30 protein-coding genes and 1 pseudogene are annotated in these 19,545 nt (G+C 68.6%); all 31 read left to right on the top strand.

The window, feature by feature from the left end; genetic code table 11:
* Positions 1-58: 58 nt before the first annotated feature.
* The 31 genes and pseudogenes from fusA to rpsK all read left to right on the top strand — a co-directional run bounded on the left by fusA (position 59) and on the right by rpsK (position 19,541).
* The gene (fusA, locus tag ACN28A_RS08955) at positions 59-2,155 is read left to right on the top strand and encodes an elongation factor G (RefSeq protein WP_421394015.1); all 2,097 of its coding nucleotides are present in this window, start codon (positions 59-61) and stop codon (positions 2,153-2,155) included.
* A gap of 236 nt (positions 2,156-2,391) precedes the next feature.
* On the top strand, positions 2,392-3,585 hold the full coding sequence (tuf, locus tag ACN28A_RS08950; RefSeq protein ID WP_101368147.1) for an elongation factor Tu: 1,194 nt from the start codon (positions 2,392-2,394) through the stop codon (positions 3,583-3,585).
* A gap of 349 nt (positions 3,586-3,934) precedes the next feature.
* Entirely contained in the window at positions 3,935-4,243 is a 309-nt protein-coding gene (gene rpsJ / locus ACN28A_RS08945) for a 30S ribosomal protein S10 (protein ID WP_007073037.1), read from the top strand.
* An 11-nt stretch (positions 4,244-4,254) separates the two neighbouring features.
* Positions 4,255-4,917, top strand: coding sequence for a 50S ribosomal protein L3 (rplC, locus tag ACN28A_RS08940; RefSeq protein WP_421394012.1), 663 nt, complete (start codon positions 4,255-4,257; stop codon positions 4,915-4,917).
* A 52-nt stretch (positions 4,918-4,969) separates the two neighbouring features.
* Complete coding sequence (gene rplD, locus ACN28A_RS08935) at positions 4,970-5,623, top strand: 50S ribosomal protein L4 (protein WP_421394010.1); 654 nt, start codon at positions 4,970-4,972, stop codon at positions 5,621-5,623.
* Positions 5,620-5,922 (top strand): 50S ribosomal protein L23, encoded by a 303-nt coding sequence (gene rplW / locus ACN28A_RS08930; protein ID WP_421394009.1) that lies wholly within the window; start codon positions 5,620-5,622, stop codon positions 5,920-5,922. Before rplD ends, rplW begins: the two co-directional genes overlap by 4 nt.
* 12 nt (positions 5,923-5,934) lie before the next feature.
* Positions 5,935-6,774 carry a 50S ribosomal protein L2 gene (gene rplB / locus ACN28A_RS08925; RefSeq protein ID WP_421394008.1) on the top strand — a complete coding sequence of 280 codons (840 nt, stop codon included), beginning with the start codon at positions 5,935-5,937 and terminating at the stop codon, positions 6,772-6,774.
* 15 nt (positions 6,775-6,789) lie between these two features.
* Positions 6,790-7,071 (top strand): 30S ribosomal protein S19, encoded by a 282-nt coding sequence (gene rpsS, locus ACN28A_RS08920; RefSeq protein WP_101368142.1) that lies wholly within the window; start codon positions 6,790-6,792, stop codon positions 7,069-7,071.
* A 37-nt stretch (positions 7,072-7,108) separates the two neighbouring features.
* Positions 7,109-7,567 (top strand): annotated as a pseudogene (gene rplV, locus ACN28A_RS08915) (50S ribosomal protein L22); the annotation flags it as partial.
* A 71-nt stretch (positions 7,568-7,638) separates the two neighbouring features.
* Entirely contained in the window at positions 7,639-8,517 is an 879-nt protein-coding gene (rpsC, locus tag ACN28A_RS08910; protein ID WP_421394006.1) for a 30S ribosomal protein S3, read from the top strand.
* A gap of 3 nt (positions 8,518-8,520) precedes the next feature.
* Positions 8,521-8,946, top strand: a complete 426-nt coding sequence (rplP, locus tag ACN28A_RS08905; RefSeq protein ID WP_346258309.1) for a 50S ribosomal protein L16 — start codon at positions 8,521-8,523, stop codon at positions 8,944-8,946.
* Entirely contained in the window at positions 8,946-9,182 is a 237-nt protein-coding gene (rpmC, locus tag ACN28A_RS08900) for a 50S ribosomal protein L29 (protein WP_278064266.1), read from the top strand. Before rplP ends, rpmC begins: the two co-directional genes overlap by 1 nt.
* Positions 9,179-9,460 carry a 30S ribosomal protein S17 gene (gene rpsQ / locus ACN28A_RS08895; RefSeq protein WP_278064265.1) on the top strand — a complete coding sequence of 94 codons (282 nt, stop codon included), beginning with the start codon at positions 9,179-9,181 and terminating at the stop codon, positions 9,458-9,460. Before rpmC ends, rpsQ begins: the two co-directional genes overlap by 4 nt.
* 111 nt (positions 9,461-9,571) lie before the next feature.
* The gene (gene rplN / locus ACN28A_RS08890; protein ID WP_007073026.1) at positions 9,572-9,940 is read left to right on the top strand and encodes a 50S ribosomal protein L14; all 369 of its coding nucleotides are present in this window, start codon (positions 9,572-9,574) and stop codon (positions 9,938-9,940) included.
* Positions 9,941-9,943: 3 nt separating this feature from the next.
* Positions 9,944-10,258, top strand: coding sequence for a 50S ribosomal protein L24 (rplX, locus tag ACN28A_RS08885; RefSeq protein WP_278064264.1), 315 nt, complete (start codon positions 9,944-9,946; stop codon positions 10,256-10,258).
* The gene (gene rplE / locus ACN28A_RS08880) at positions 10,255-10,824 is read left to right on the top strand and encodes a 50S ribosomal protein L5 (RefSeq protein WP_107260891.1); all 570 of its coding nucleotides are present in this window, start codon (positions 10,255-10,257) and stop codon (positions 10,822-10,824) included. Before rplX ends, rplE begins: the two co-directional genes overlap by 4 nt.
* An 8-nt stretch (positions 10,825-10,832) precedes the next feature.
* Positions 10,833-11,018: a type Z 30S ribosomal protein S14 gene (locus ACN28A_RS08875; RefSeq protein WP_007073023.1), complete on the top strand. Its 186-nt coding sequence runs from the start codon at positions 10,833-10,835 to the stop codon at positions 11,016-11,018.
* Between the two features lie 154 nt (positions 11,019-11,172).
* Entirely contained in the window at positions 11,173-11,580 is a 408-nt protein-coding gene (rpsH, locus tag ACN28A_RS08870; protein WP_018784557.1) for a 30S ribosomal protein S8, read from the top strand.
* 16 nt (positions 11,581-11,596) lie between these two features.
* On the top strand, positions 11,597-12,139 hold the full coding sequence (gene rplF, locus ACN28A_RS08865; protein ID WP_421394001.1) for a 50S ribosomal protein L6: 543 nt from the start codon (positions 11,597-11,599) through the stop codon (positions 12,137-12,139).
* Positions 12,140-12,147: 8 nt separating this feature from the next.
* Complete coding sequence (rplR, locus tag ACN28A_RS08860; protein WP_347404872.1) at positions 12,148-12,525, top strand: 50S ribosomal protein L18; 378 nt, start codon at positions 12,148-12,150, stop codon at positions 12,523-12,525.
* Between the two features lie 31 nt (positions 12,526-12,556).
* On the top strand, positions 12,557-13,171 hold the full coding sequence (gene rpsE, locus ACN28A_RS08855) for a 30S ribosomal protein S5 (protein WP_101368132.1): 615 nt from the start codon (positions 12,557-12,559) through the stop codon (positions 13,169-13,171).
* Positions 13,171-13,353 (top strand): 50S ribosomal protein L30, encoded by a 183-nt coding sequence (rpmD, locus tag ACN28A_RS08850; protein ID WP_013735939.1) that lies wholly within the window; start codon positions 13,171-13,173, stop codon positions 13,351-13,353. The genes rpsE and rpmD overlap by 1 nt, the downstream gene beginning before the upstream one ends.
* The gene (gene rplO, locus ACN28A_RS08845; protein WP_101368131.1) at positions 13,353-13,796 is read left to right on the top strand and encodes a 50S ribosomal protein L15; all 444 of its coding nucleotides are present in this window, start codon (positions 13,353-13,355) and stop codon (positions 13,794-13,796) included. Before rpmD ends, rplO begins: the two co-directional genes overlap by 1 nt.
* A 238-nt stretch (positions 13,797-14,034) precedes the next feature.
* The gene (secY, locus tag ACN28A_RS08840) at positions 14,035-15,366 is read left to right on the top strand and encodes a preprotein translocase subunit SecY (protein ID WP_421393999.1); all 1,332 of its coding nucleotides are present in this window, start codon (positions 14,035-14,037) and stop codon (positions 15,364-15,366) included.
* Positions 15,367-16,020, top strand: coding sequence for an adenylate kinase (locus tag ACN28A_RS08835; protein WP_421393998.1), 654 nt, complete (start codon positions 15,367-15,369; stop codon positions 16,018-16,020).
* A gap of 9 nt (positions 16,021-16,029) precedes the next feature.
* Positions 16,030-16,878 carry a type I methionyl aminopeptidase gene (gene map, locus ACN28A_RS08830; RefSeq protein WP_421393996.1) on the top strand — a complete coding sequence of 283 codons (849 nt, stop codon included), beginning with the start codon at positions 16,030-16,032 and terminating at the stop codon, positions 16,876-16,878.
* 187 nt (positions 16,879-17,065) lie between these two features.
* Positions 17,066-17,650, top strand: a complete 585-nt coding sequence (locus tag ACN28A_RS08825; protein WP_421393994.1) for a DUF1707 SHOCT-like domain-containing protein — start codon at positions 17,066-17,068, stop codon at positions 17,648-17,650.
* Between the two features lie 215 nt (positions 17,651-17,865).
* Positions 17,866-18,087 carry a translation initiation factor IF-1 gene (infA, locus tag ACN28A_RS08820; protein WP_007073013.1) on the top strand — a complete coding sequence of 74 codons (222 nt, stop codon included), beginning with the start codon at positions 17,866-17,868 and terminating at the stop codon, positions 18,085-18,087.
* A gap of 127 nt (positions 18,088-18,214) precedes the next feature.
* Positions 18,215-18,328 carry a 50S ribosomal protein L36 gene (gene rpmJ, locus ACN28A_RS08815; RefSeq protein ID WP_012184307.1) on the top strand — a complete coding sequence of 38 codons (114 nt, stop codon included), beginning with the start codon at positions 18,215-18,217 and terminating at the stop codon, positions 18,326-18,328.
* A gap of 223 nt (positions 18,329-18,551) precedes the next feature.
* Entirely contained in the window at positions 18,552-18,932 is a 381-nt protein-coding gene (gene rpsM / locus ACN28A_RS08810) for a 30S ribosomal protein S13 (RefSeq protein WP_278064256.1), read from the top strand.
* Positions 18,933-19,133: 201 nt separating this feature from the next.
* Positions 19,134-19,541, top strand: coding sequence for a 30S ribosomal protein S11 (gene rpsK, locus ACN28A_RS08805; RefSeq protein WP_030329919.1), 408 nt, complete (start codon positions 19,134-19,136; stop codon positions 19,539-19,541).
* Positions 19,542-19,545: the final 4 nt, after the last annotated feature.

The raw sequence follows: 19,545 nt of genomic DNA, 5'->3' as shown, positions 1-19,545 counted from the left end.
GCGCCGGGACCCGGCACCGGTCGCGATCACACCGACGAGACGACAAGTAGGGATTGAAGTGGCCGCCGCAGACGCGCTCGCCAACGTACGCAACATCGGCATCATGGCGCACATCGATGCCGGTAAGACCACTACCACCGAGCGGATCCTGTTCTACACCGGCATCACCTACAAGATCGGTGAGGTCCACGAGGGCGCCGCCGTCATGGACTGGATGGAGCAGGAGCAGGAGCGGGGGATCACCATCACCTCCGCCGCCACCAAGTGTGAGTGGAAGGGCCACACGATCCAGATCATCGACACGCCCGGCCACGTCGACTTCACGGTCGAGGTCGAGCGGTCGCTGCGGGTGCTCGACGGTGCGGTCGCCGTCTACGACGGTGTCGCCGGTGTGGAGCCGCAGACGGAGAACGTCTGGCGGCAGGCCGACAAGTACAACGTCCCGCGGATGTGCTTCGTCAACAAGCTCGACCGGACCGGAGCCGACTTCTTCCGCTGCGTGCAGATGATGATCGATCGGCTCAACGCCACCCCGCTGGTGCTGCAGATCCCGATCGGGACCGAGGCCGAGCACATCGGCGTCGTCGACCTGGTCGGGATGCGCGCGCTGACCTGGCGCGGCGAGACCCAGAAGGGCGAGGACTACGCGGTCGAGGAGATCCCGGCCGAGCTCGCCGACCAGGCCGCCGAGTGGCGCGAGAAGCTGATCGAGACGCTCGCCGACGTCGACGACTCGGTGATGGAGAAGTACCTCGAGGGCGAGGAGCTCTCGGTCGACGCGATCAAGGCCGCCATCCGGCGGGCCACCATCGGTGGCAAGGCCAACCCGGTGCTCTGCGGCTCGGCCTTCAAGAACAAGGGCGTCCAGCCGATGCTCGACGCGGTGGTGGACTACCTCCCGTCGCCGCTGGACATCCCGGCCATCGAGGGCACCGCGACCGACGGCGAGACCCCGCTGCAGCGCAAGCCGGACCGCAAGGAGCCGTTCTCCGGACTGGCCTTCAAGATCCAGACCGACAAGCACCTGGGCAAGCTGACCTACGTCCGGGTCTACTCGGGCACGGTGGAGTCCGGATCGCAGGTGATCAACTCCACCAAGGACCGCAAGGAGCGGATCGGCAAGATCTACCAGATGCACGCCAACAAGCGGGAAGAGCGCAGCTCGGCCCAGGCTGGCGACATCATCGCGGTGCAGGGCCTCAAGCAGACCACCACCGGCGACACCCTCTGCGACCCGGCCAACCCGGTCATCCTGGAGTCGATGACCTTCCCCGAGCCGGTCATCGAGGTGGCGATCGAGCCGAAGACCAAGGCCGACCAGGAGAAGCTCAGCACCGCCATCCAGCGGCTCGCCGAGGAGGACCCGACCTTCCGGGTCAAGCTCGACGAGGAGACCGGCCAGACCGTCATCTCCGGCATGGGCGAGCTGCACCTGGACATCCTGGTGGACCGGATGCGCCGCGAGTTCAACGTCGAGGCGAACATCGGCAAGCCGCAGGTGGCGTACCGGGAGACCATCCGCCGCAAGGTGGACAAGATCGAGTACACCCACAAGAAGCAGACCGGTGGTTCGGGGCAGTACGCCCGGGTCATCGTCAGCCTGGAGCCGCTGCCGCTGGACAACGACTCGCCGACGTACGAGTTCGCCAACGCGGTGACCGGTGGCCGGATTCCGCGGGAGTTCATCCCGTCGGTGGACGCCGGTGCGCAGGACGCCATGCAGTACGGCATCCTCGCCGGCTTCCCGCTGGTCGGGCTGAAGCTCACCCTGCTGGACGGCCAGTACCACGAGGTCGACTCGTCGGAAATGGCCTTCAAGATCGCCGGTTCGATGGTGCTGAAGGAGGCGGCCCGCAAGGCCGACCCGGCACTGCTCGAACCGATGATGTCCGTCGAGGTCACCACGCCCGAGGAGAACATGGGCGACGTGATCGGCGACCTGAACTCCCGCCGAGGCATCATCCAGGCGATGGAGGAGCGCAGCGGCGCTCGCATCGTCCGGGCCCTGGTGCCGCTGTCGGAGATGTTCGGCTATGTCGGCGACCTGCGGTCGAAGACCCAGGGCCGGGCTAGCTACAGCATGCAGTTCGACTCCTACGCCGAGGTTCCCGCGAGCGTGGCGAAGGAGATCATCGCGAAGGCGACGGGCGAGTGAGCGGAAACGCGCACTGACCCGTTGCCGGGCCGGTGATTCCGCGAGTGTCGCGGGCGGGTAATCTCGCCCGCGGCGCCCACGGGCCGGGCTGCGAGACCGGGCCTGAAGGTTTCACCGCCGCAAGACCCACATGACTTCCCGATCGGGAATCCTCGGTCGGAAAGGCTGTCGACAGAGTCCTGAGCGCCGAATGGCGTGCCGGGCGTACGAACCAAGAAGTCCACAGGAGGACACCAGTGGCGAAGGCGAAGTTCGAGCGGACTAAGCCGCACGTCAACATCGGCACCATTGGTCACATCGACCACGGTAAGACGACGCTGACGGCGGCCATCACCAAGGTCCTGCACGACAGGATGCCGGACCTGAACCCGTACACGCCGTTCGACGAGATCGACAAGGCGCCGGAGGAGAAGGCCCGGGGCATCACGATCTCGATCGCGCACGTCGAGTACCAGACCGAGGCGCGGCACTACGCGCACGTCGACTGCCCCGGTCACGCCGACTACATCAAGAACATGATCACCGGTGCCGCGCAGATGGACGGCGCGATCCTGGTGGTCGCGGCGACCGACGGCCCGATGCCGCAGACCCGCGAGCACGTGCTGCTGGCCCGCCAGGTCGGCGTGCCGTACATCGTCGTGGCGCTGAACAAGAGCGACATGGTCGACGACGAGGAGCTGCTGGAGCTCGTCGAGCTCGAGGTCCGCGAGCTGCTCTCGGCGCAGGAGTACCCGGGTGACGACCTGCCGGTCGTCCGGGTCTCGGCGCTGAAGGCCCTCGAGGGCGACCCGGAGTGGACCGACAAGCTCATGGACCTGATGAGCGCCGTCGACACCGCCATTCCGCAGCCGGAGCGGGAGACCGAGAAGCCGTTCCTGATGCCGATCGAGGACGTCTTCACGATCACCGGTCGGGGCACCGTGGTGACCGGCCGCGCCGAGCGTGGCATCCTCAAGCCGAACGAGGAGGTGGAGCTCGTCGGTATCCGCGAGAAGTCGCAGAAGACGGTCTGCACCGGCATCGAGATGTTCCGCAAGCTGCTGGACGAGGCCCGTGCGGGCGAGAACGTCGGCCTGCTGCTCCGGGGCATCAAGCGCGAGGACGTCGAGCGCGGCATGGTGGTCGTCAAGCCCGGCACCACCACTCCGCACACGGAGTTCGAGGCGACCGTCTACATCCTCTCCAAGGAGGAGGGCGGCCGGCACACCCCGTTCTTCCAGAACTACCGTCCGCAGTTCTACTTCCGGACCACGGACGTTACCGGCGTCGTCACGCTGCCCGAGGGCACCGAGATGGTCATGCCGGGTGACAACACCACGATGTCCGTCAAGCTGATCCAGCCGATCGCGATGGAGGAGAACCTCAAGTTCGCGATCCGTGAGGGTGGCCGGACGGTCGGCGCCGGGTTCGTCACGAAGATCGTAAAGTAATTCAGGTAACCCCGATTAGCGTTGCCGTGCGGTAGTACGGCATACTGGTCAGGTTGCGTACCGGCGGGGTGGTTGGCTGCCCAGCAGTCAACCACCCTTGCTGGGCGTCCGGGGGTAGTTGATCTACCACCGGCGCCCCGAAACTTCCCGCACGGGCGGGACCGCCTCGGAACTCTCCGGGGTGGAGTCCGGCCCCGGGGTGCGACACGCCCGACCGCGGGGGTCGGACAGCACGGGAACTGGGCAGCGCCCGCGCCCGGCATGGAACATCCCGCTCCCCACCCGGGAGCGCGCTCCGCGGCAGCGGGCGGGCGGGACGGACAAGGCGAGAGAAGGAACAGAGGCCACCATGGCGGGACAGAAGATCCGCATCCGGCTCAAGGCGTACGACCACGAGGTGGTCGACTCCTCGGCGCGCAAGATCGTTGAGACGGTGACGCGTACCGGGGCTCAGGTCGCGGGCCCGGTGCCGCTGCCCACGGAGATCAACCGTTTCTGCGTGATCCGTTCGCCGCACAAGTACAAGGACTCGCGTGAGCACTTCGAGATGCGCACGCACAAGCGTCTGATCGACATCATCGACCCGACCCCCAAGACGGTCGACTCGCTCATGCGCCTCGACCTGCCGGCTGGCGTCGACATCGAGATCAAGCTGTAGGGACCGGACTAATGGACAGGCAAGTGAAGGGCATCCTGGGCGCCAAGCTCGGCATGACCCAGGTCTGGGACAACAACAAGGTTGTCCCGGTGACCGTGGTGCAGGCCGGACCGTGTGTCGTCACCCAGGTCCGCACCGCTGAGAAGGACGGCTACTCCGCGGTCCAGCTGGCGTACGGCGCGATCGACCCCCGGAAGGTCAAGAAGCCGATCAGCGGCCACTACGCCAAGGCCGAGGTGGCACCGCGCCGGCACATCGTCGAGCTGCGCACCACCGACGCGACCGACTACGAGCTGGGCCAGGAGGTCAACGTCGAGACCTTCGCGCCGGGCGCGACCGTCGACGTGACCGGCCGGACCAAGGGCAAGGGCTTCGCCGGTGTGATGAAGCGGCACGGCTTCCACGGCCTGCGCGCCAGCCACGGTGTCGAGCGCAAGCACCGCTCGCCGGGCTCGATCGGCGCCTGCGCCACCCCGGGCCGGGTCTTCAAGGGCGTCCGGATGGCCGGCCGGATGGGTGGGGCGCGGTACACCGTGCAGAACCTCACCGTCCAGGCGGTCGACCTGGAGAACAACATCCTGCTGGTCCGCGGTGCCATCCCCGGCCCCAAGGGCGCGCTGGTGCTGGTCCGCTCCGCGGCCAAGACCGAGGCGAAGAAGGGCGGCGCAAAGTGAGCGCGAGGAGTGAGCTTGCGAGCCCCGCAGTCGCGAACGGAGGACGAGCGCTGTGACCACCGTCGACGTATTGAACGCCGAGGGGACCAAGAGCGGCTCCGTCGAGCTGCCGGCCGAGGTCTTCGACGCGCAGGCGAACATCGCGCTGATGCACCAGGTCGTCGTCGCCCAGCTCGCCGCCGCGCGGCAGGGCACGCACAAGACCAAGACCCGGGGCGAGGTCGCCGGCGGCGGCAAGAAGCCCTACAAGCAGAAGGGCACCGGGCGGGCCCGGCAGGGTTCGATCCGCGCGCCGCAGTTCGCCGGCGGTGGCGTCGTGCACGGGCCGGTCCCGCGTGACTACAGCCAGCGGACCCCGAAGAAGATGAAGGCCGCCGCCCTGCGTGGCGCCCTCTCGGACCGGGCCCGCAACGGTCAGGTGCACGTGGTCGAGACCTTCGTCACCGGCGAGACGCCGTCGACCAAGACGGCGCTCGGCGTGCTGCGCAAGGCGACCGAGGCCAGGCGGGTGCTGGTGGTGCTCAGCCGCACCGACGAGCTGAACTGGCTCTCGCTGCGCAACGAGCCCCGGGTGCACCTGCTGGAGGCCGGCCAGCTCAACACGTACGACGTGCTGGTGGCCGACGACGTGGTCTTCACCAGGGAGGCCCTGGACGAGTTCCTGGGCGGCCGTGGTGGGGCGCAGGGTGAGGAGAGCGACAAGTGACCACCATCGCCGACCCGCGGGACATCATCTTCGCGCCGGTCGTCTCGGAGAAGAGCTACAGCGTTCTCGACCAGAACTGGTACACGTTCCTGGTGCACCCGGACGCCAACAAGACGCAGATCAAGATCGCTATCCAGCAGATCTTCAACGTCCGCGTACTGACCGTCAACACGGCCAACCGCGAGGGCAAGCGCAAGCGCACCCGCACCGGGTACGGAAAGCGCAAGAACACCAAGCGGGCAATGGTGAAGCTGGCCGAGGGCGACCGCATCGAGGCCTTCGGCGGCCCGGTCAGCTGAGGGGTATAGACAATGGCTATCCGTAAGTACAAGCCGACGACGCCGGGCCGGCGTGGCTCCAGCGTCGCCGACTTCGCCGAGATCACCCGGTCGACGCCGGAGAAGTCGCTGCTGGTCCCGCTGCCGAAGAAGGGCGGGCGCAACGCCCACGGCCGGATCACCACGCGGCACCACGGTGGCGGGCACAAGCGGCAGTACCGTCTGATCGACTTCAAGCGGGTCGACAAGGACGGCGTGCCGGCGAAGGTCGCGCACATCGAGTACGACCCGAACCGCACCGCGCGGATCGCGCTGCTGCACTACGCCGACGGCGAGAAGCGGTACATCATCGCGCCGAAGGACCTGAAGCAGGGCGACCGGGTCGAGTCCGGGCCGAGCGCCGACATCAAGCCGGGCAACAACCTGCCGCTGCGCAACATCCCGGTGGGTTCCACCATCCACGCGGTGGAGCTGCGTCCGGGCGGCGGTGCCAAGCTGGCCCGCTCGGCCGGCGTCGGCATCCAGCTGCTGGGCCGGGAGGGCGCGTACGCCACGCTGCGGATGCCCTCCGGCGAGATCCGGCGGGTGGACGTGCGCTGCCGGGCCACCATCGGTGAGATCGGCAACGCCGACCAGTCGAACATCAACTGGGGTAAGGCCGGCCGGATGCGCTGGAAGGGCCGCCGCCCGACCGTCCGTGGTGTGGCGATGAACCCGGTCGACCACCCGCACGGCGGTGGTGAGGGCAAGACCTCCGGTGGTCGTCACCCGGTGAACCCGCAGGGTAAGCCCGAGGGTCGTACCCGGCAGAAGGGCAAGGCGAGCGACCGCCTCATCGTCCGCCGCCGCTACGCCACCCGTAAGCGCGGCTAAGGGAGATAGGTAGATATGCCTCGCAGCCTGAAGAAGGGCCCGTTCATCGACGACCACCTGCTCAAGAAGGTGGAGACGCAGAACGAGAAGGGCTCGAAGAACGTCATCAAGACCTGGTCGCGCCGCTCGACGATCATCCCGGACATGCTCGGGCACACGATCGCCGTGCACGACGGGCGCAAGCACGTCCCGGTGTTCATCACCGAGGCGATGGTCGGGCACAAGCTCGGTGAGTTTGCGCTGACCCGCACGTTCAAGGGTCACGAGAAGGACGACCGGAAGAGCCGCCGGCGCTGAGCGCCGACCACGGATAAAGGATCAAGGGGTTTCAGCGATGCCAGTAAAGGGCGACGCTCCGGTGCTTCCGGGCGCGCGGGCGGTTGCGCGACACGTGCGCATCTCGCCGACCAAGGCGCGCCGGGTGGTCAACCTCGTCCGCGGTCTGCCCGCGAAGGAGGCGCTCACGGTGCTGCAGTTCGCGCCGCAGGCGGCGAGTGAGCAGGTTTACAAGGTGCTCGCGAGCGCGATCGCCAACGCGGAGAACAACGAGCGGCTGGACCCCGACGCGCTGCTCGTCAGCGAGGCGTTCGTGGACGAGGGCCCGACGATGAAGCGGTTCCAGCCCCGGGCGCAGGGCCGGGCCTACCGGATCCGCAAGCGGACCTGCCACATCACCGTCGTGGTGGAGGCCGTGGCGCCGGCGGCGCCGACCGGGCGGGGCGCGGCGAAGAAGGCCGCACCGGCCAAGGCGACCAAGGCGGCGGAGCCGGCCAGGGCGACCGAGCCGACGGAGCCGGCCAAGGCGACGGAGCCGGCCGCGAGCGAGGGCGGCCAGACGCAGAGCAAGACGGAGGGTGCCGAGTAATGGGTCAGAAGGTTCACCCGCACGGGTTCCGGCTCGGCATCTCGACCGACTGGAAGTCGCGCTGGTACGCGGACAAGCTCTACAAGGACTACATCGCCGAGGACGTCAAGATCCGGCGGATGATGTCCAAGGGCCTGGAGCGGGCCGGCATCTCCAAGGTCGACATCGAGCGGACCCGGGACCGGGTCCGGGTCGACATCCACACCGCCCGGCCGGGCATCGTGATCGGCCGTAAGGGCGCGGAGGCCGACCGGATCCGTGGCGAGCTGGAGAAGCTGACCGGCAAGCAGGTGCAGCTCAACATCCTCGAGGTGAAGAGCCCGGAGTCGGACGCGCAGCTCGTCGCGCAGGGCGTGGCCGAGCAGCTCTCCAGCCGGGTCAGCTTCCGGCGGGCGATGCGTAAGGCCATGCAGTCCGCGATGAAGAACCCGCTGGTGCGGGGCATCCGGGTGCAGGTCTCCGGCCGGCTCGGCGGCGCCGAGATGAGCCGTACCGAGTTCTACCGCGAGGGCCGGGTGCCGCTGCACACGCTGCGGGCCAACATCGAGTACGGCTTCTTCGAGGCCCGGACCACCTTCGGCCGGATCGGCGTGAAGGTCTGGATCTACAAGGGCGACGCCGTACCCGGTCGGGAGGCCCCGGCCGAGGCGGGTCCGGCACGTCCGCGCCGCGAGCGGGGCGACCGCCCCGACCGGCCGCGTCGTGGCCGCTCCGGCTCCTCCGGCACCACCGCCGGTGGGACCGAGGCGGGCCGGGCCGCGCAGGCGGAGATCTCCGGGCCGCCCGCCGAGGCGACGAACGACAGCGCCGCGGCGGCTCCGGCCGCGGCGGCTCCGGCGGGTTCCGCCGGAACGGACAGCTCAGCGCAGGAGGGCTGACAGATGCTGATGCCGCGCAAGCCCCCGAAGGGGTTCCGCAAGCCGCACCACCCCGACCGCCACGGCGCGGCCAAGGGTGGCACCCGGGTGGTGTTCGGCGAGTTCGGTATCCAGGCGCTCGAGCCCGCGTACGTGACCAACCGGCAGATCGAGTCGGCGCGTATCGCGATGACCCGGCACATCAAGCGTGGTGGCAAGGTCTGGATCACCGTCTTCCCGGACCAGGCCCTGACCAAGAAGCCCGCCGAGACCCGGATGGGTTCCGGTAAGGGCTCGCCGGAGTGGTGGGTCGCCAACATCAAGCCGGGGCGGGTGCTCTTCGAGATGTCCTTCCCCAACGAGCAGATCGCGCGAGAGGCGATGCGTCGCGCGATCCACAAGCTCCCGATGAAGTGCCGCATTGTGACGCGCGAAGTGGGTGAAAGCTGATGGCCGCGGGCGTCAAGGCCAGCGAGCTGCGTGAGCTCTCCGAGGAGGAACTGGTGAGCCGGCTCCGGGAGGCCAAGGCGGAGCTGTTCAACCTCCGCGTCCAGGGGGCGACCGGTCAGCTGGACAACAACCGCCGGCTCCAGGTCATCCGCCGGGAGATCGCCCGGATCTACACGATCATGCGTGAGCGTGAGCTTGGGCTTTCGGCCGCGCCGACTGAGGTGACTGCATCATGAGTGACGAAACGACCACCGCCGCGCAGGCGCGGCCCCAGCGCAAGGTCCGCGAGGGCCTCGTGGTGAGCGACAAGATGGAAAAGACCGTGGTCGTCGAGGTCGAGGACCGGGTCAAGCACGCGCTGTACGGCAAGGTCATGCGCCGCACCAGCAAGCTGAAGGCGCACGACGAGCAGAACGCGTGCGGCGTGGGCGACCGGGTGCTGCTCATGGAGACCCGTCCGCTCTCCGCCACCAAGCGGTGGCGGGTAGTGGAGATCCTCGAGAAGGCCAAGTAGGAGCCGTACCGCAGGCTCAGGGTTCCGCCAAGCTCAGCCGGCAGCCGACCTCGGTCGAAAGGCATGCCGGACGTGCCGCCGGCTGAGAACTGGCAGACATAGGAGATAGACGTGATTCAGCAGGAGTCGCGACTGCGCGTCGCCGACAACACGGGTGCCCGGGAGATCCTGTGCATCCGGGTGCTCGGTGGCTCCGGTCGGCGCTACGCGAGCATCGGCGACGTCATCGTGGCCACGGTCAAGGACGCCATCCCCGGTGCCGGTGTGAAGAAGGGCGACGTCGTCAAGGCGGTCGTCGTCCGCACCGCGAAGGAGAAGCGGCGGCCGGACGGCTCGTACATCCGATTCGACGAGAACGCGGCCGTGATCATCAAGGATGGTGGCGACCCGCGCGGTACCCGCATCTTCGGCCCGGTTGGCCGTGAGCTGCGGGACAAGCGGTTCATGAAGATCATCTCGCTCGCGCCGGAGGTGTTGTAAACCGTGAAGGTCAAGAAGGGCGACACGGTGATCGTCATCGCCGGCAAGGACAAGGGTGCCAAGGGCAAGGTCATCGCGGCCTACCCGCGGCAGGACAAGGTCCTGGTCGAGGGCGTGAACCGGGTCAAGAAGCACACCCGCATCCGCACCACCCAGCGCGGCGCGAAGACCGGCGGCATCGTCACCCAGGAGGCCGCGATCCACGTCTCGAACGTGATGGTCCTGGACTCCGACGGCAACCCGACCCGCGTCGGGTACCGGATCGACGAGGGCGGCCAGAAGGTCCGCATCGCGCGCAGCACCGGTAAGGACCTGTGATGACGGCAACCGAGACCAAGACGCTGCCCCGGCTCAAGCAGCGCTACCGCGAAGAGATCGTGGGCCAGCTGCGCGAGCAGTTCCAGTACGGCAACCCGATGCAGGTGCCCGGACTGGTCAAGATCGTCGTCAACATGGGTGTCGGCGAGGCAGCCCGGGACGCGAAGCTGATCGACGGCGCCGTACGCGACCTGGCCACCATCTCCGGCCAGAAGCCGCAGGTACGCCGGGCCCGCAAGTCCATCGCGCAGTTCAAGCTCCGCGAGGGCATGCCGATCGGTGCCAAGGTGACCCTGCGCGGTGACCGGATGTGGGAGTTCCTCGACCGGCTGCTCTCCATCGCGCTGCCCCGGATCCGGGATTTCCGCGGCCTCGACGGGCGCAAGCTCGACGGGAACGGCAACTACACGTTCGGTCTGACCGAGCAGTCGGTCTTCCACGAGATCGACCAGGACCGGATCGACCGGGTGCGGGGCATGGACATCACGGTGGTGACCACCGCCAAGACCGACGACGAGGGCCGGGCGCTACTCAAGCTCCTGGGCTTCCCGTTCAAGGAGAACTGAGGACTGATATGGCGAAGAAGGCGCTGATCCTCAAGGCCGCCGCGAAGCCGAAGTTCTCGGTTCGCGCGTACACCCGCTGCCAGCGGTGCGGTCGGCCGAAGGCGGTCTACCGCAAGTTCGGCCTCTGCCGGGTCTGCATCCGGGAGATGGCCCACCGCGGTGAGCTGCCCGGCGTGTCGAAGGCTTCCTGGTGACACTGCGCCCCATCCGCGGGCGGCGGAGCGGAGAAGATGCCGCCGTCCGCTTTGGGCCCAGCCACGTTCCGGCCGATGTCCGGGGCGAGGATCGCAACGCCGCAGGCCCGGGCCAGTGCCCCGGGAACCCCGGCGAGAAAGGCTGACGAAATCCATGACGATGACCGACCCGATCGCAGACATGCTGACGCGTCTGCGTAACGCCAACCAGGCGTACCACGACCGGGTGACGATGCCCTACTCGAAGATCAAGGCGAACATCGCCGAGGTCCTCAAGTCCGAGGGCTACATCGCGACCTGGTCGGTCGAGGAGCCCGAGGAGGGCGCCGTCGGCAAGCGACTGGTCGTCGAGCTGAAGTACGGCCAGAACCGGGAACGGAGCCTGGCCGGCATCAAGCGCGTGTCCAAGCCCGGCCTTCGGGTGTACGCCAAGTCCGACGGGCTCCCGCGGGTGCTCGGTGGCCTGGGTGTGGCGATCATCTCGACGTCCCAGGGACTGCTTACCGACCGGCAGGCCCGCAAGCGGAGCGTTGGCGGGGAAGTCCTCGCCTTCGTCTGGTAACGGGAGACAGAGAGATATGTCGCGTATTGGACGTAAGTCGATCCCGGTGCCGTCCGGCGTCGAGGTGACCATCGACGGCTCCACCGTCAAGGTCAAGGGACCCAAGGGCGAGCTGTCGCACACCCTTGCCGAGCCGATCACGGCGGAGCGGGGCGAGGACGGCCAGCTGCACGTCAACCGGCCGAACGACGAGCGCAGGGCCAAGGAGCTGCACGGCCTGAGTCGTACCCTGGTGGCGAACATGATCGTCGGGGTGACCGAGGGCTACCGCAAGACCCTGGAGATCGCCGGTACCGGTTACCGGGTCACCGCCAAGGGCAGCGACCTGGAGTTCGCGCTCGGGTTCTCGCACCCGGTGCAGGTGAAGGCCCCGTCCGGGATCACCTTCACCGTCGAGCGGCCCACCCTGTTCCACGTGGCCGGCATCGACAAGCAGCAGGTCGGCGAGGTGGCCGCCAACATCCGGAAGATCCGCCCGCCGGAGCCGTACAAGGGCAAGGGCGTCAAGTACCAGGGCGAAGTGATTCGCCGCAAGGCCGGAAAGGCAGGTAAGAAGTGAGCGCCACGCTGCTCAAGCGCCGTCGCGGGGTTGCCGCCCAGCGCGCCGTCGGGCGGGCGCGGCGGCACTTCCGGGTCCGCAAGACCGTCTTCGGCACCGCCGAGCGGCCGCGTCTCGTGGTCACCCGCTCGCTGCGGCACATCACCGCGCAGATCGTGGACGACGGCAAGGGCCACACGCTGGTCTCCGCCTCGACCATGGACGACTCGATCCGGGGTGCCGAGGGCGACAAGAGCGCCCTGGCCGGCAAGGTCGGCGCGCTCGTCGCCGAGCGGGCCAAGGCCGCCGGGATCGGCAAGGTCGTCTTCGACCGCGGTGGCAACCGGTACGCGGGGCGGATCGCCGCGCTGGCCGACGCGGCCCGCGAAGCCGGGCTCGAGTTCTGAACCCCGTCACGAGGAGAGAGGAAGGCTGCTGATGCCAGGTCAACAGCGCCGTGGCGGCGGGTCCGGTGGCAACGAGGGTGGTCGCCGCGACAACCGCCGTGAGGGCGGTCGCGGAAACGCGCCCGCCGAGAAGACGCCGCATCTCGAGCGGGTCGTCGCCATCAACCGGGTTGCCAAGGTCGTGAAGGGCGGTCGTCGCTTCAGCTTCACCGCCCTGGTGATCGTCGGCGACGGCGACGGCACGGTCGGTGTCGGTTACGGAAAGGCCAAGGAGGTGCCCGCGGCGATCGCCAAGGGTGTCGAGGAGGCCAAGAAGCACTTCTTCAAGGTGCCCCGGATCGGTGCCTCGATCCCGCACCCGGTGACGGGTGAGGACGCGGCCGGTGTGGTGCTGCTCAAGCCGGCCAGCGCCGGTACGGGCGTCATCGCCGGTGGGCCGGTCCGGGCCGTGCTGGAGTGCGCGGGTATCCACGACGTGCTCTCCAAGAGCCTCGGCTCGTCCAACCCGATCAACATCGTGCACGCCACCGTGGCGGCCCTGAAGGGGCTGGAGTCGCCGGAGGCGGTCGCGAAGCGTCGGGGCCTGCCGGTCGAGGACGTCGCCCCGGCCGCCATGCTGGCGGCCCAGGCGGGGGTGACGGCCTGATGGCACGCCTGAAGGTGACCCAGGTCCGGTCCGGCATCGGGACCAAGCACAACCAGCGCGAGTCGCTGCGGTCGCTCGGTCTCAAGCGGATCAACGACGTGGTGGTCAAGGAGGACCGTCCCGAGATCCGGGGCATGATCTTCACCGTGAGCCACCTCGTGAAGGTCGAGGAGGTCGAGTAATGACGATCAAGGTCCACCACCTGCGCCCGGCGCCGGGAGCCAAGACCGAGAAGACCCGGGTGGGTCGCGGTGAGGGCTCCAAGGGCAAGACCGCCGGTCGCGGTACCAAGGGTTCCAAGGCCCGGAAGAACATCTCGGCGGCGTTCGAGGGTGGGCAGATGCCCATCCACATGCGGCTGCCGAAGCTGAAGGGCTTCAAGAACAAGTTCAAGGTCGTGTTCCAGGTGGTCAACCTGGACCGGCTCGCCGAGTTGTTCCCGGAGGGCGGCCAGGTCGGTCCGCAGGAGCTGGTGCAGGCCGGCGCCGTCCGCAAGGGTCAGCCGGTGAAGGTTCTCGGTACCGGGGAGCTGGGCGGGGTCGCCCTCCAGGTGTCGGCGCACGCGTTCAGCGCGTCGGCCAAGGAGAAGATCACCGCCGCCGGCGGCTCGGTGACGGAGCTGTAAGGACGTCGTGGTCGAGGCGCTCGCCCAGTTCACCGCAACTGGCGGGCGCCGCGACCTACTAGCGGGTCACACGCCCCGTTAATATCGGAAGCGGTGAATGCTTCCCGGGTGGATCTGCCCGGAAGCGCGCCGGACTGTTAGAGTCCGATCCCAGCTATGGGTATCGGGTCGATCGCCCGACCACCAACCCCGTCCCGCCACGAACCACCGGCGGCCCGCCTCGCGCAGGAGGAAGAAGTTGCTCTCCGCCTTTCTCAGTGCGTTCCGCACGCCTGACCTGCGCAAGAAGCTGCTGTTCACGGTAGGCATCATCGCGGTCTACCGGCTCGGCGCCACGCTGCCCAGCCCAGGCGTCTCCTACGGCAACGTGCAGCAGTGCATCAAGACCATGGAGTCGGGGGAGGGCAACGGCGTCTTCAACCTGCTCAACCTCTTCTCCGGCGGCGCGCTGCTGTCGCTGTCGGTCTTCGCGCTGGGCATCATGCCCTACATCACCGCGTCGATCATCCTTCAGCTGCTCACCGTGGTCATTCCGCGGTTGGAGCAGCTCCGCAAGGAGGGTCAGGCCGGTCAGGCGAAGATCACGCAGTACACCCGCTACCTGACCCTCGGGCTGGGCATCCTGCAGGCCTCGGCGTTCGTGGCGCTGGCCCGGTCCGGCCAGCTCTTCAACGGGATGTGCCAGGAGTTCCCGATCATCCCGGAGGGCACCGGCCTGCCGACCTGGCTGACCGTGAGCGTCCTGGTGATCACGATGACCGCCGGCACCGGCGTGGTTATGTGGCTCGGCGAGCTGATCACCGACCGGGGCGTCGGCAACGGCATGTCGGTGCTGATCTTCACCTCGATCGCCGCCCGGCTGCCCAGCGAGGGCTGGACGATCAAGAACAACAAGGGCTGGGCGATGTTCGCCCTGGTCCTCGTCCTGGTCCTGGTGGTCATCACCGCGGTCGTCTTCATCGAGCAGGCGCAGCGTCGCATCCCGGTGCAGTACGCCAAGCGCATGATCGGCCGGCGGATGTACGGCGGCACCTCCACCTACATCCCGCTGAAGGTCAACCAGGCGGGTGTGATCCCGGTCATCTTCGGCTCGTCGCTGCTCTACCTGCCGTCGCTGCTGCTCCAGTTCTTCGACCAGAACAACCTCAACGGTTGGCAGACCTGGGTGCAGAACCACCTCGTGCAGCCGGACAGCCCGACCTACATCAGCGTCTACTTCCTGCTGATCATCTTCTTCACGTACTTCTACGTCTCGATCACGTTCAACCCGACCGAGGTCGCGGACAACATGAAGAAGTACGGCGGCTTCGTCCCGGGCATCCGGCCCGGCAAGCCGACCGCCGACTACCTCGACTTCATCCTCAGCCGGATCACCCTGCCGGGTGCGCTCTACCTGGGTCTGATCTCGATCCTGCCGAACTTCTTCTTCATCTGGCTGGACAACCAGCAGTTCCAGAACTTCCCGTTCGGTGGTACCGCTGTGCTGATCATGGTCGGTGTCGGTCTGGAGACCGTGAAGCAGATCGAGAGCCAGCTCATGCAGCGGAACTACGAAGGGTTCCTGCGGTAGATGCGACTCGTTCTGGTCGGTCCCCCCGGGGCGGGCAAGGGGACCCAGGCCGAGTTCATCGCCGCCCACCTCGCCGTGCCCAAGATCTCGACGGGGGACATCTTCCGGGCCAACGTCTCGCAGGGCACCCCCCTCGGTGTCGAGGCGAAGCGCTACATGGACGCCGGCAAGCTGGTGCCGGACGAGGTGACGATCAACATGGTCCGGGACCGGCTCGCCGAGCCGGACGCGGCCGAGGGGTTCCTGCTCGACGGCTTCCCCCGGACCACGCCGCAGGCCGCCGCGCTGGACAAGCTGCTGGCCGATCTCGGCACCGCGCTCGACCTGGTGCTGGAGCTGGTGGTCGACGACGACGAGGTCATCCGGCGGCTCTCCGGCCGGCGTACCTGCCGGGGCTGCGGCAAGGTCTGGCACATCGAGTTCGACCCCTCCTCGGTGGAGGGGCTCTGTGACCGCTGCGGCGGCCAGCTCTTCCAGCGCGACGACGACAAGGCCGAGACGATCGCCGAGCGGCTGCGGGAGTACGCCAGCAAGACCGCGCCGCTCATCGACTACTACGGCGCCCAGGGCAAGCTCGTCGGCATCGACGCCACCGGGCCGGTGGAGGACGTCACCGTCCGGGCTATCGACGCCCTGCGGTCGTACGGCGGATAGGCTGGCACCATGCGCCGTCACCAGCTGGACATCCAGCTGAAGACCCCGGAGCAGATCGAGCTGATGCGGGCCGCCGGGCTCGTCGTCGCGGCGGCCCTGGAGCGGATGCGTGCGGCGGTGGCGCCCGGCGTCTCCACCGCCGACCTCGACGCGATCGCCGAGTCGGTGATCCGGGACGCCGGCGGTGTCCCGTCGTTCAAGGGCTACCACGGCTTTCCGGCGTCGATCTGCTCCTCGGTCAACGAGCAGATCGTGCACGCCATCCCGGCCCCGACCCAGGTGCTCAGGGACGGCGACCTGATCTCGATTGACTGCGGTGCGGTGCTGGACGGCTGGCACGGCGACGCCGCGATCACGGTCGGGGTCGGTGAGGTCCGTCCGGAACTGCTCCGGATGGCCGAGGTCGCCCGGGACGCGATGTGGGCCGGGATCCGGGCCGCGGCACGGGGCATGCTGAGCGGTCGCGGCCGGCTGACCGACATCTCGTACGCGGTGGAGCGGGCGGTCCGGGCCGGCGGCCGGTACGGCATCGTCGAGGGGTACGGCGGGCACGGCATCGGCACCGAGATGCACCAGGATCCGCACGTGCTCAACCACGGCCGGCCGGGTCGTGGCCCACGGCTGGTGCCGGGGATGGCGCTGGCGATCGAGCCGATGGTGACGATGGGCTCGCCCCGCTCGGTGGAGCTGGACGACGGCTGGACGGTGGTCACCCGGGACGGGTCGATCGCGGCGCACGTCGAGCACACGATGGCGCTGCTTGACGACGGTGTCTGGGTGCTGACCGCCCCGGACGGCGGCCGGTCCCGGCTCGGCGACCTGGTCACCTCCCGCGAACCCGCCCGCTCCTCCTCCTGACGGCATCCGCTCCTCCTGGCGGAGTCTGCTCTTCTGGCGGGACTCGCTGCTCCCCACGGGACTCGCTGCTCCCCACGGGACTCGCTCCTGCCCGCGGGAGTCGCGGGCCGGCGGCCGTCGGGTGTCGCACCGGCACCCGGGCAAGCGGGGTCGGCGGTGCTGGACCGGGAGTGGCATCCTCGTAGTCATGGACCGGCGGGACCAGATGCGCGCTGCGGACTCCGACCGCACAGCCGTGGCCGACCAGCTCCGGCAGGCCCTGAACGAGGGCCGTCTCGACCTTGGTGAGTACGACGACCGGCTCCAGCGGGCGTACGCCGCGAAGACCTACGCCGACCTGGACGGGCTGCTCACCGACCTGCCGGGTACGGTACCGGTCGACCAGGCTCCGCTGGTGCCCACCGGACCGAAGTCCCCGGTGTTCCGCCCCGGACCCGACGGCCGCTATCCGGGCGCCACCCGGGCCTGGCTGGCCGACACCTGGGACGGCTACTTCGGTCTGGTCGGCGTGGTGGTGGCGATCTGGGCGGTCACCTCGGTCCTGGCGCGCGACTTCCTCTATTTCTGGCCGGGGTGGGTGGCGGGCCCGCTGGGCGCGCTGCTGCTGGTCGGCACGGTGACCGGGCTGGCGAAGGGGGAGCCGCAGCGCTGGGCAGCCAAGCAGGCGGCGAAGCAGGCCGCGAAGGAGCGGGCGAAGATCGAGAAGCGGGCCCGGATCGAGGAGCGGCAACGCCACCGGGACGAGCAGGCCGGCCAGGGGGAACCCGCCTGATATAGTCGCGTTCGTCCGATCCGACAACCCGGGGGTCCCCGGGTTGGCGCTGGCGTGCGGGCGCGCGTACACTGGCTGATCGGCGCACAGCGTCCACTCCGGCATGCCCGCCAGCGCTTCGGCGGGACCGGAGCCGCGGCTGGCTCGGACGTTCTCCGTCCGAGAAAAGGCGTTGTGGGCCGTCCGGAGTAACCGACGTCAGGACAGCGGAGGACATGCCGAAAAAAGACGGAGCCATCGAGATCGAAGGCCGAGTGATCGAGCCACTGCCGAACGCCATGTTCCGGGTGGAGCTCGCCAACGGTCACAAGGTGCTGGCTCACATCAGCGGCAAGATGCGGCAGCACTACATCCGCATCCTGCCCGAGGACCGGGTCGTCGTCGAACTCTCGCCGTACGACCTGACCCGCGGGCGCATCGTCTACCGCTACAAGTGAACCGCGCCGGGCCGACTCCCGGTCCGGGGTTCAGGAACTGCCTGACGGCGGCCGGGTGTCCGTGTCCGTCCTCAAGACTCGACGGCGTCAGCGCGCTGCCGGGCACAGATGGGAAAGTAAGGCAACCGTGAAGGTCAAGCCGAGCGTCAAGAGGATCTGCAACAAGTGCCGGGTGATCCGCCGGCACGGCCGGGTCATGGTCATCTGCACCGACCCGCGCCACAAGCAGCGCCAGGGCTGATCCACGCCCGCCGGCCGGCGACGAGCCGGTGTGGCGGGGGAGTAGGTCCGGGCCGCAGATCCCGTACAACAACACAAGCTCGTCCCAGCCGCGAGCAGCGAGATCGCCAAGCGAGAACGCGTCGTGGCCCACCCCCGGTCGGAGGCCGGGGCCCGCAGGTTTGGGCAGGCGGGGTGGGGCGGGTCCAGACCTCCGTGAACACTTTCGAGGAGTACGCCCGCACATGGCACGGCTAGCCGGCGTCGATCTTCCCCGCGAGAAGCGGCTGGAGATCGCGCTCACCTACATTTTCGGGGTCGGTCGGACCCGCGCGGCGGAGACGCTCGCCGCCACCGGCATCTCCCCCGACAAGCGCGCCAAGGACCTCACGGACGAGGAGCTGGTCCAGCTCCGGAACCACATCGAGGCCAACTACAAGGTAGAAGGCGACCTGCGCCGCGAGGTCGCCGCTGACATCCGCCGCAAGGTCGAGATCGGCTGCTACGCGGGTATCCGGCACCGCCGGGGTCTGCCCGTCCGTGGTCAGCGGACCCGTACCAACGCGCGGACCCGGAAGGGCCCGAAGCGGACCGTCGCCGGCAAGAAGAAGCCCGGCAAGAAGTAGAACTGAACCGGAAGCCGGGTCGGCGTCCGCCGAGGTGGGCCGGACTCCGACCCGCACCGGAAAGTTCTCCGGAATCCGGGTCGGCGTCCGCCGAGGTCAGGCCGGACTCCAACCCGCACCGACGAGTTACCCGGGTGACCGGCCGGTTCTGTCGAACAGAGCCCCCCGGTCCGGAAATGTCAACTAGGAGCGCACAGACTCATGCCACCGAAGGCTCGCGCCGGAGCCGCCGTCAAGAAGGTCCGGCGCAAGGAACGCAAGAACGTCGCCCACGGGCAGGCGCATATCAAGAGCACGTTCAACAACACGATCGTCTCCATCACGGACCCGACCGGTGCCGTCATCTCCTGGGCCTCCGCCGGCCAGGTGGGCTTCAAGGGTTCCCGTAAGTCGACTCCGTTCGCCGCGCAGCTCGCCGCCGAGGCCGCCGCGCGCCGGGCGATGGAGCACGGCATGCGCAAGGTCGACGTGTTCGTCAAGGGTCCCGGCTCCGGCCGGGAGACCGCGATCCGTTCGCTGCAGGCCGTCGGCCTCGAGGTCGGCCAGATCGCCGACGTCACGCCGCAGCCGCACAACGGGTGCCGTCCGCCGAAGCGTCGTCGGGTCTGAGAGG

The organism is Plantactinospora sp. WMMB782 (genome assembly GCF_049179135.1).
Taxonomy (GTDB): Bacteria; Actinomycetota; Actinomycetes; order Mycobacteriales; family Micromonosporaceae; genus Plantactinospora.
This window is presented reverse-complemented; position numbering and strand designations above follow the sequence as displayed.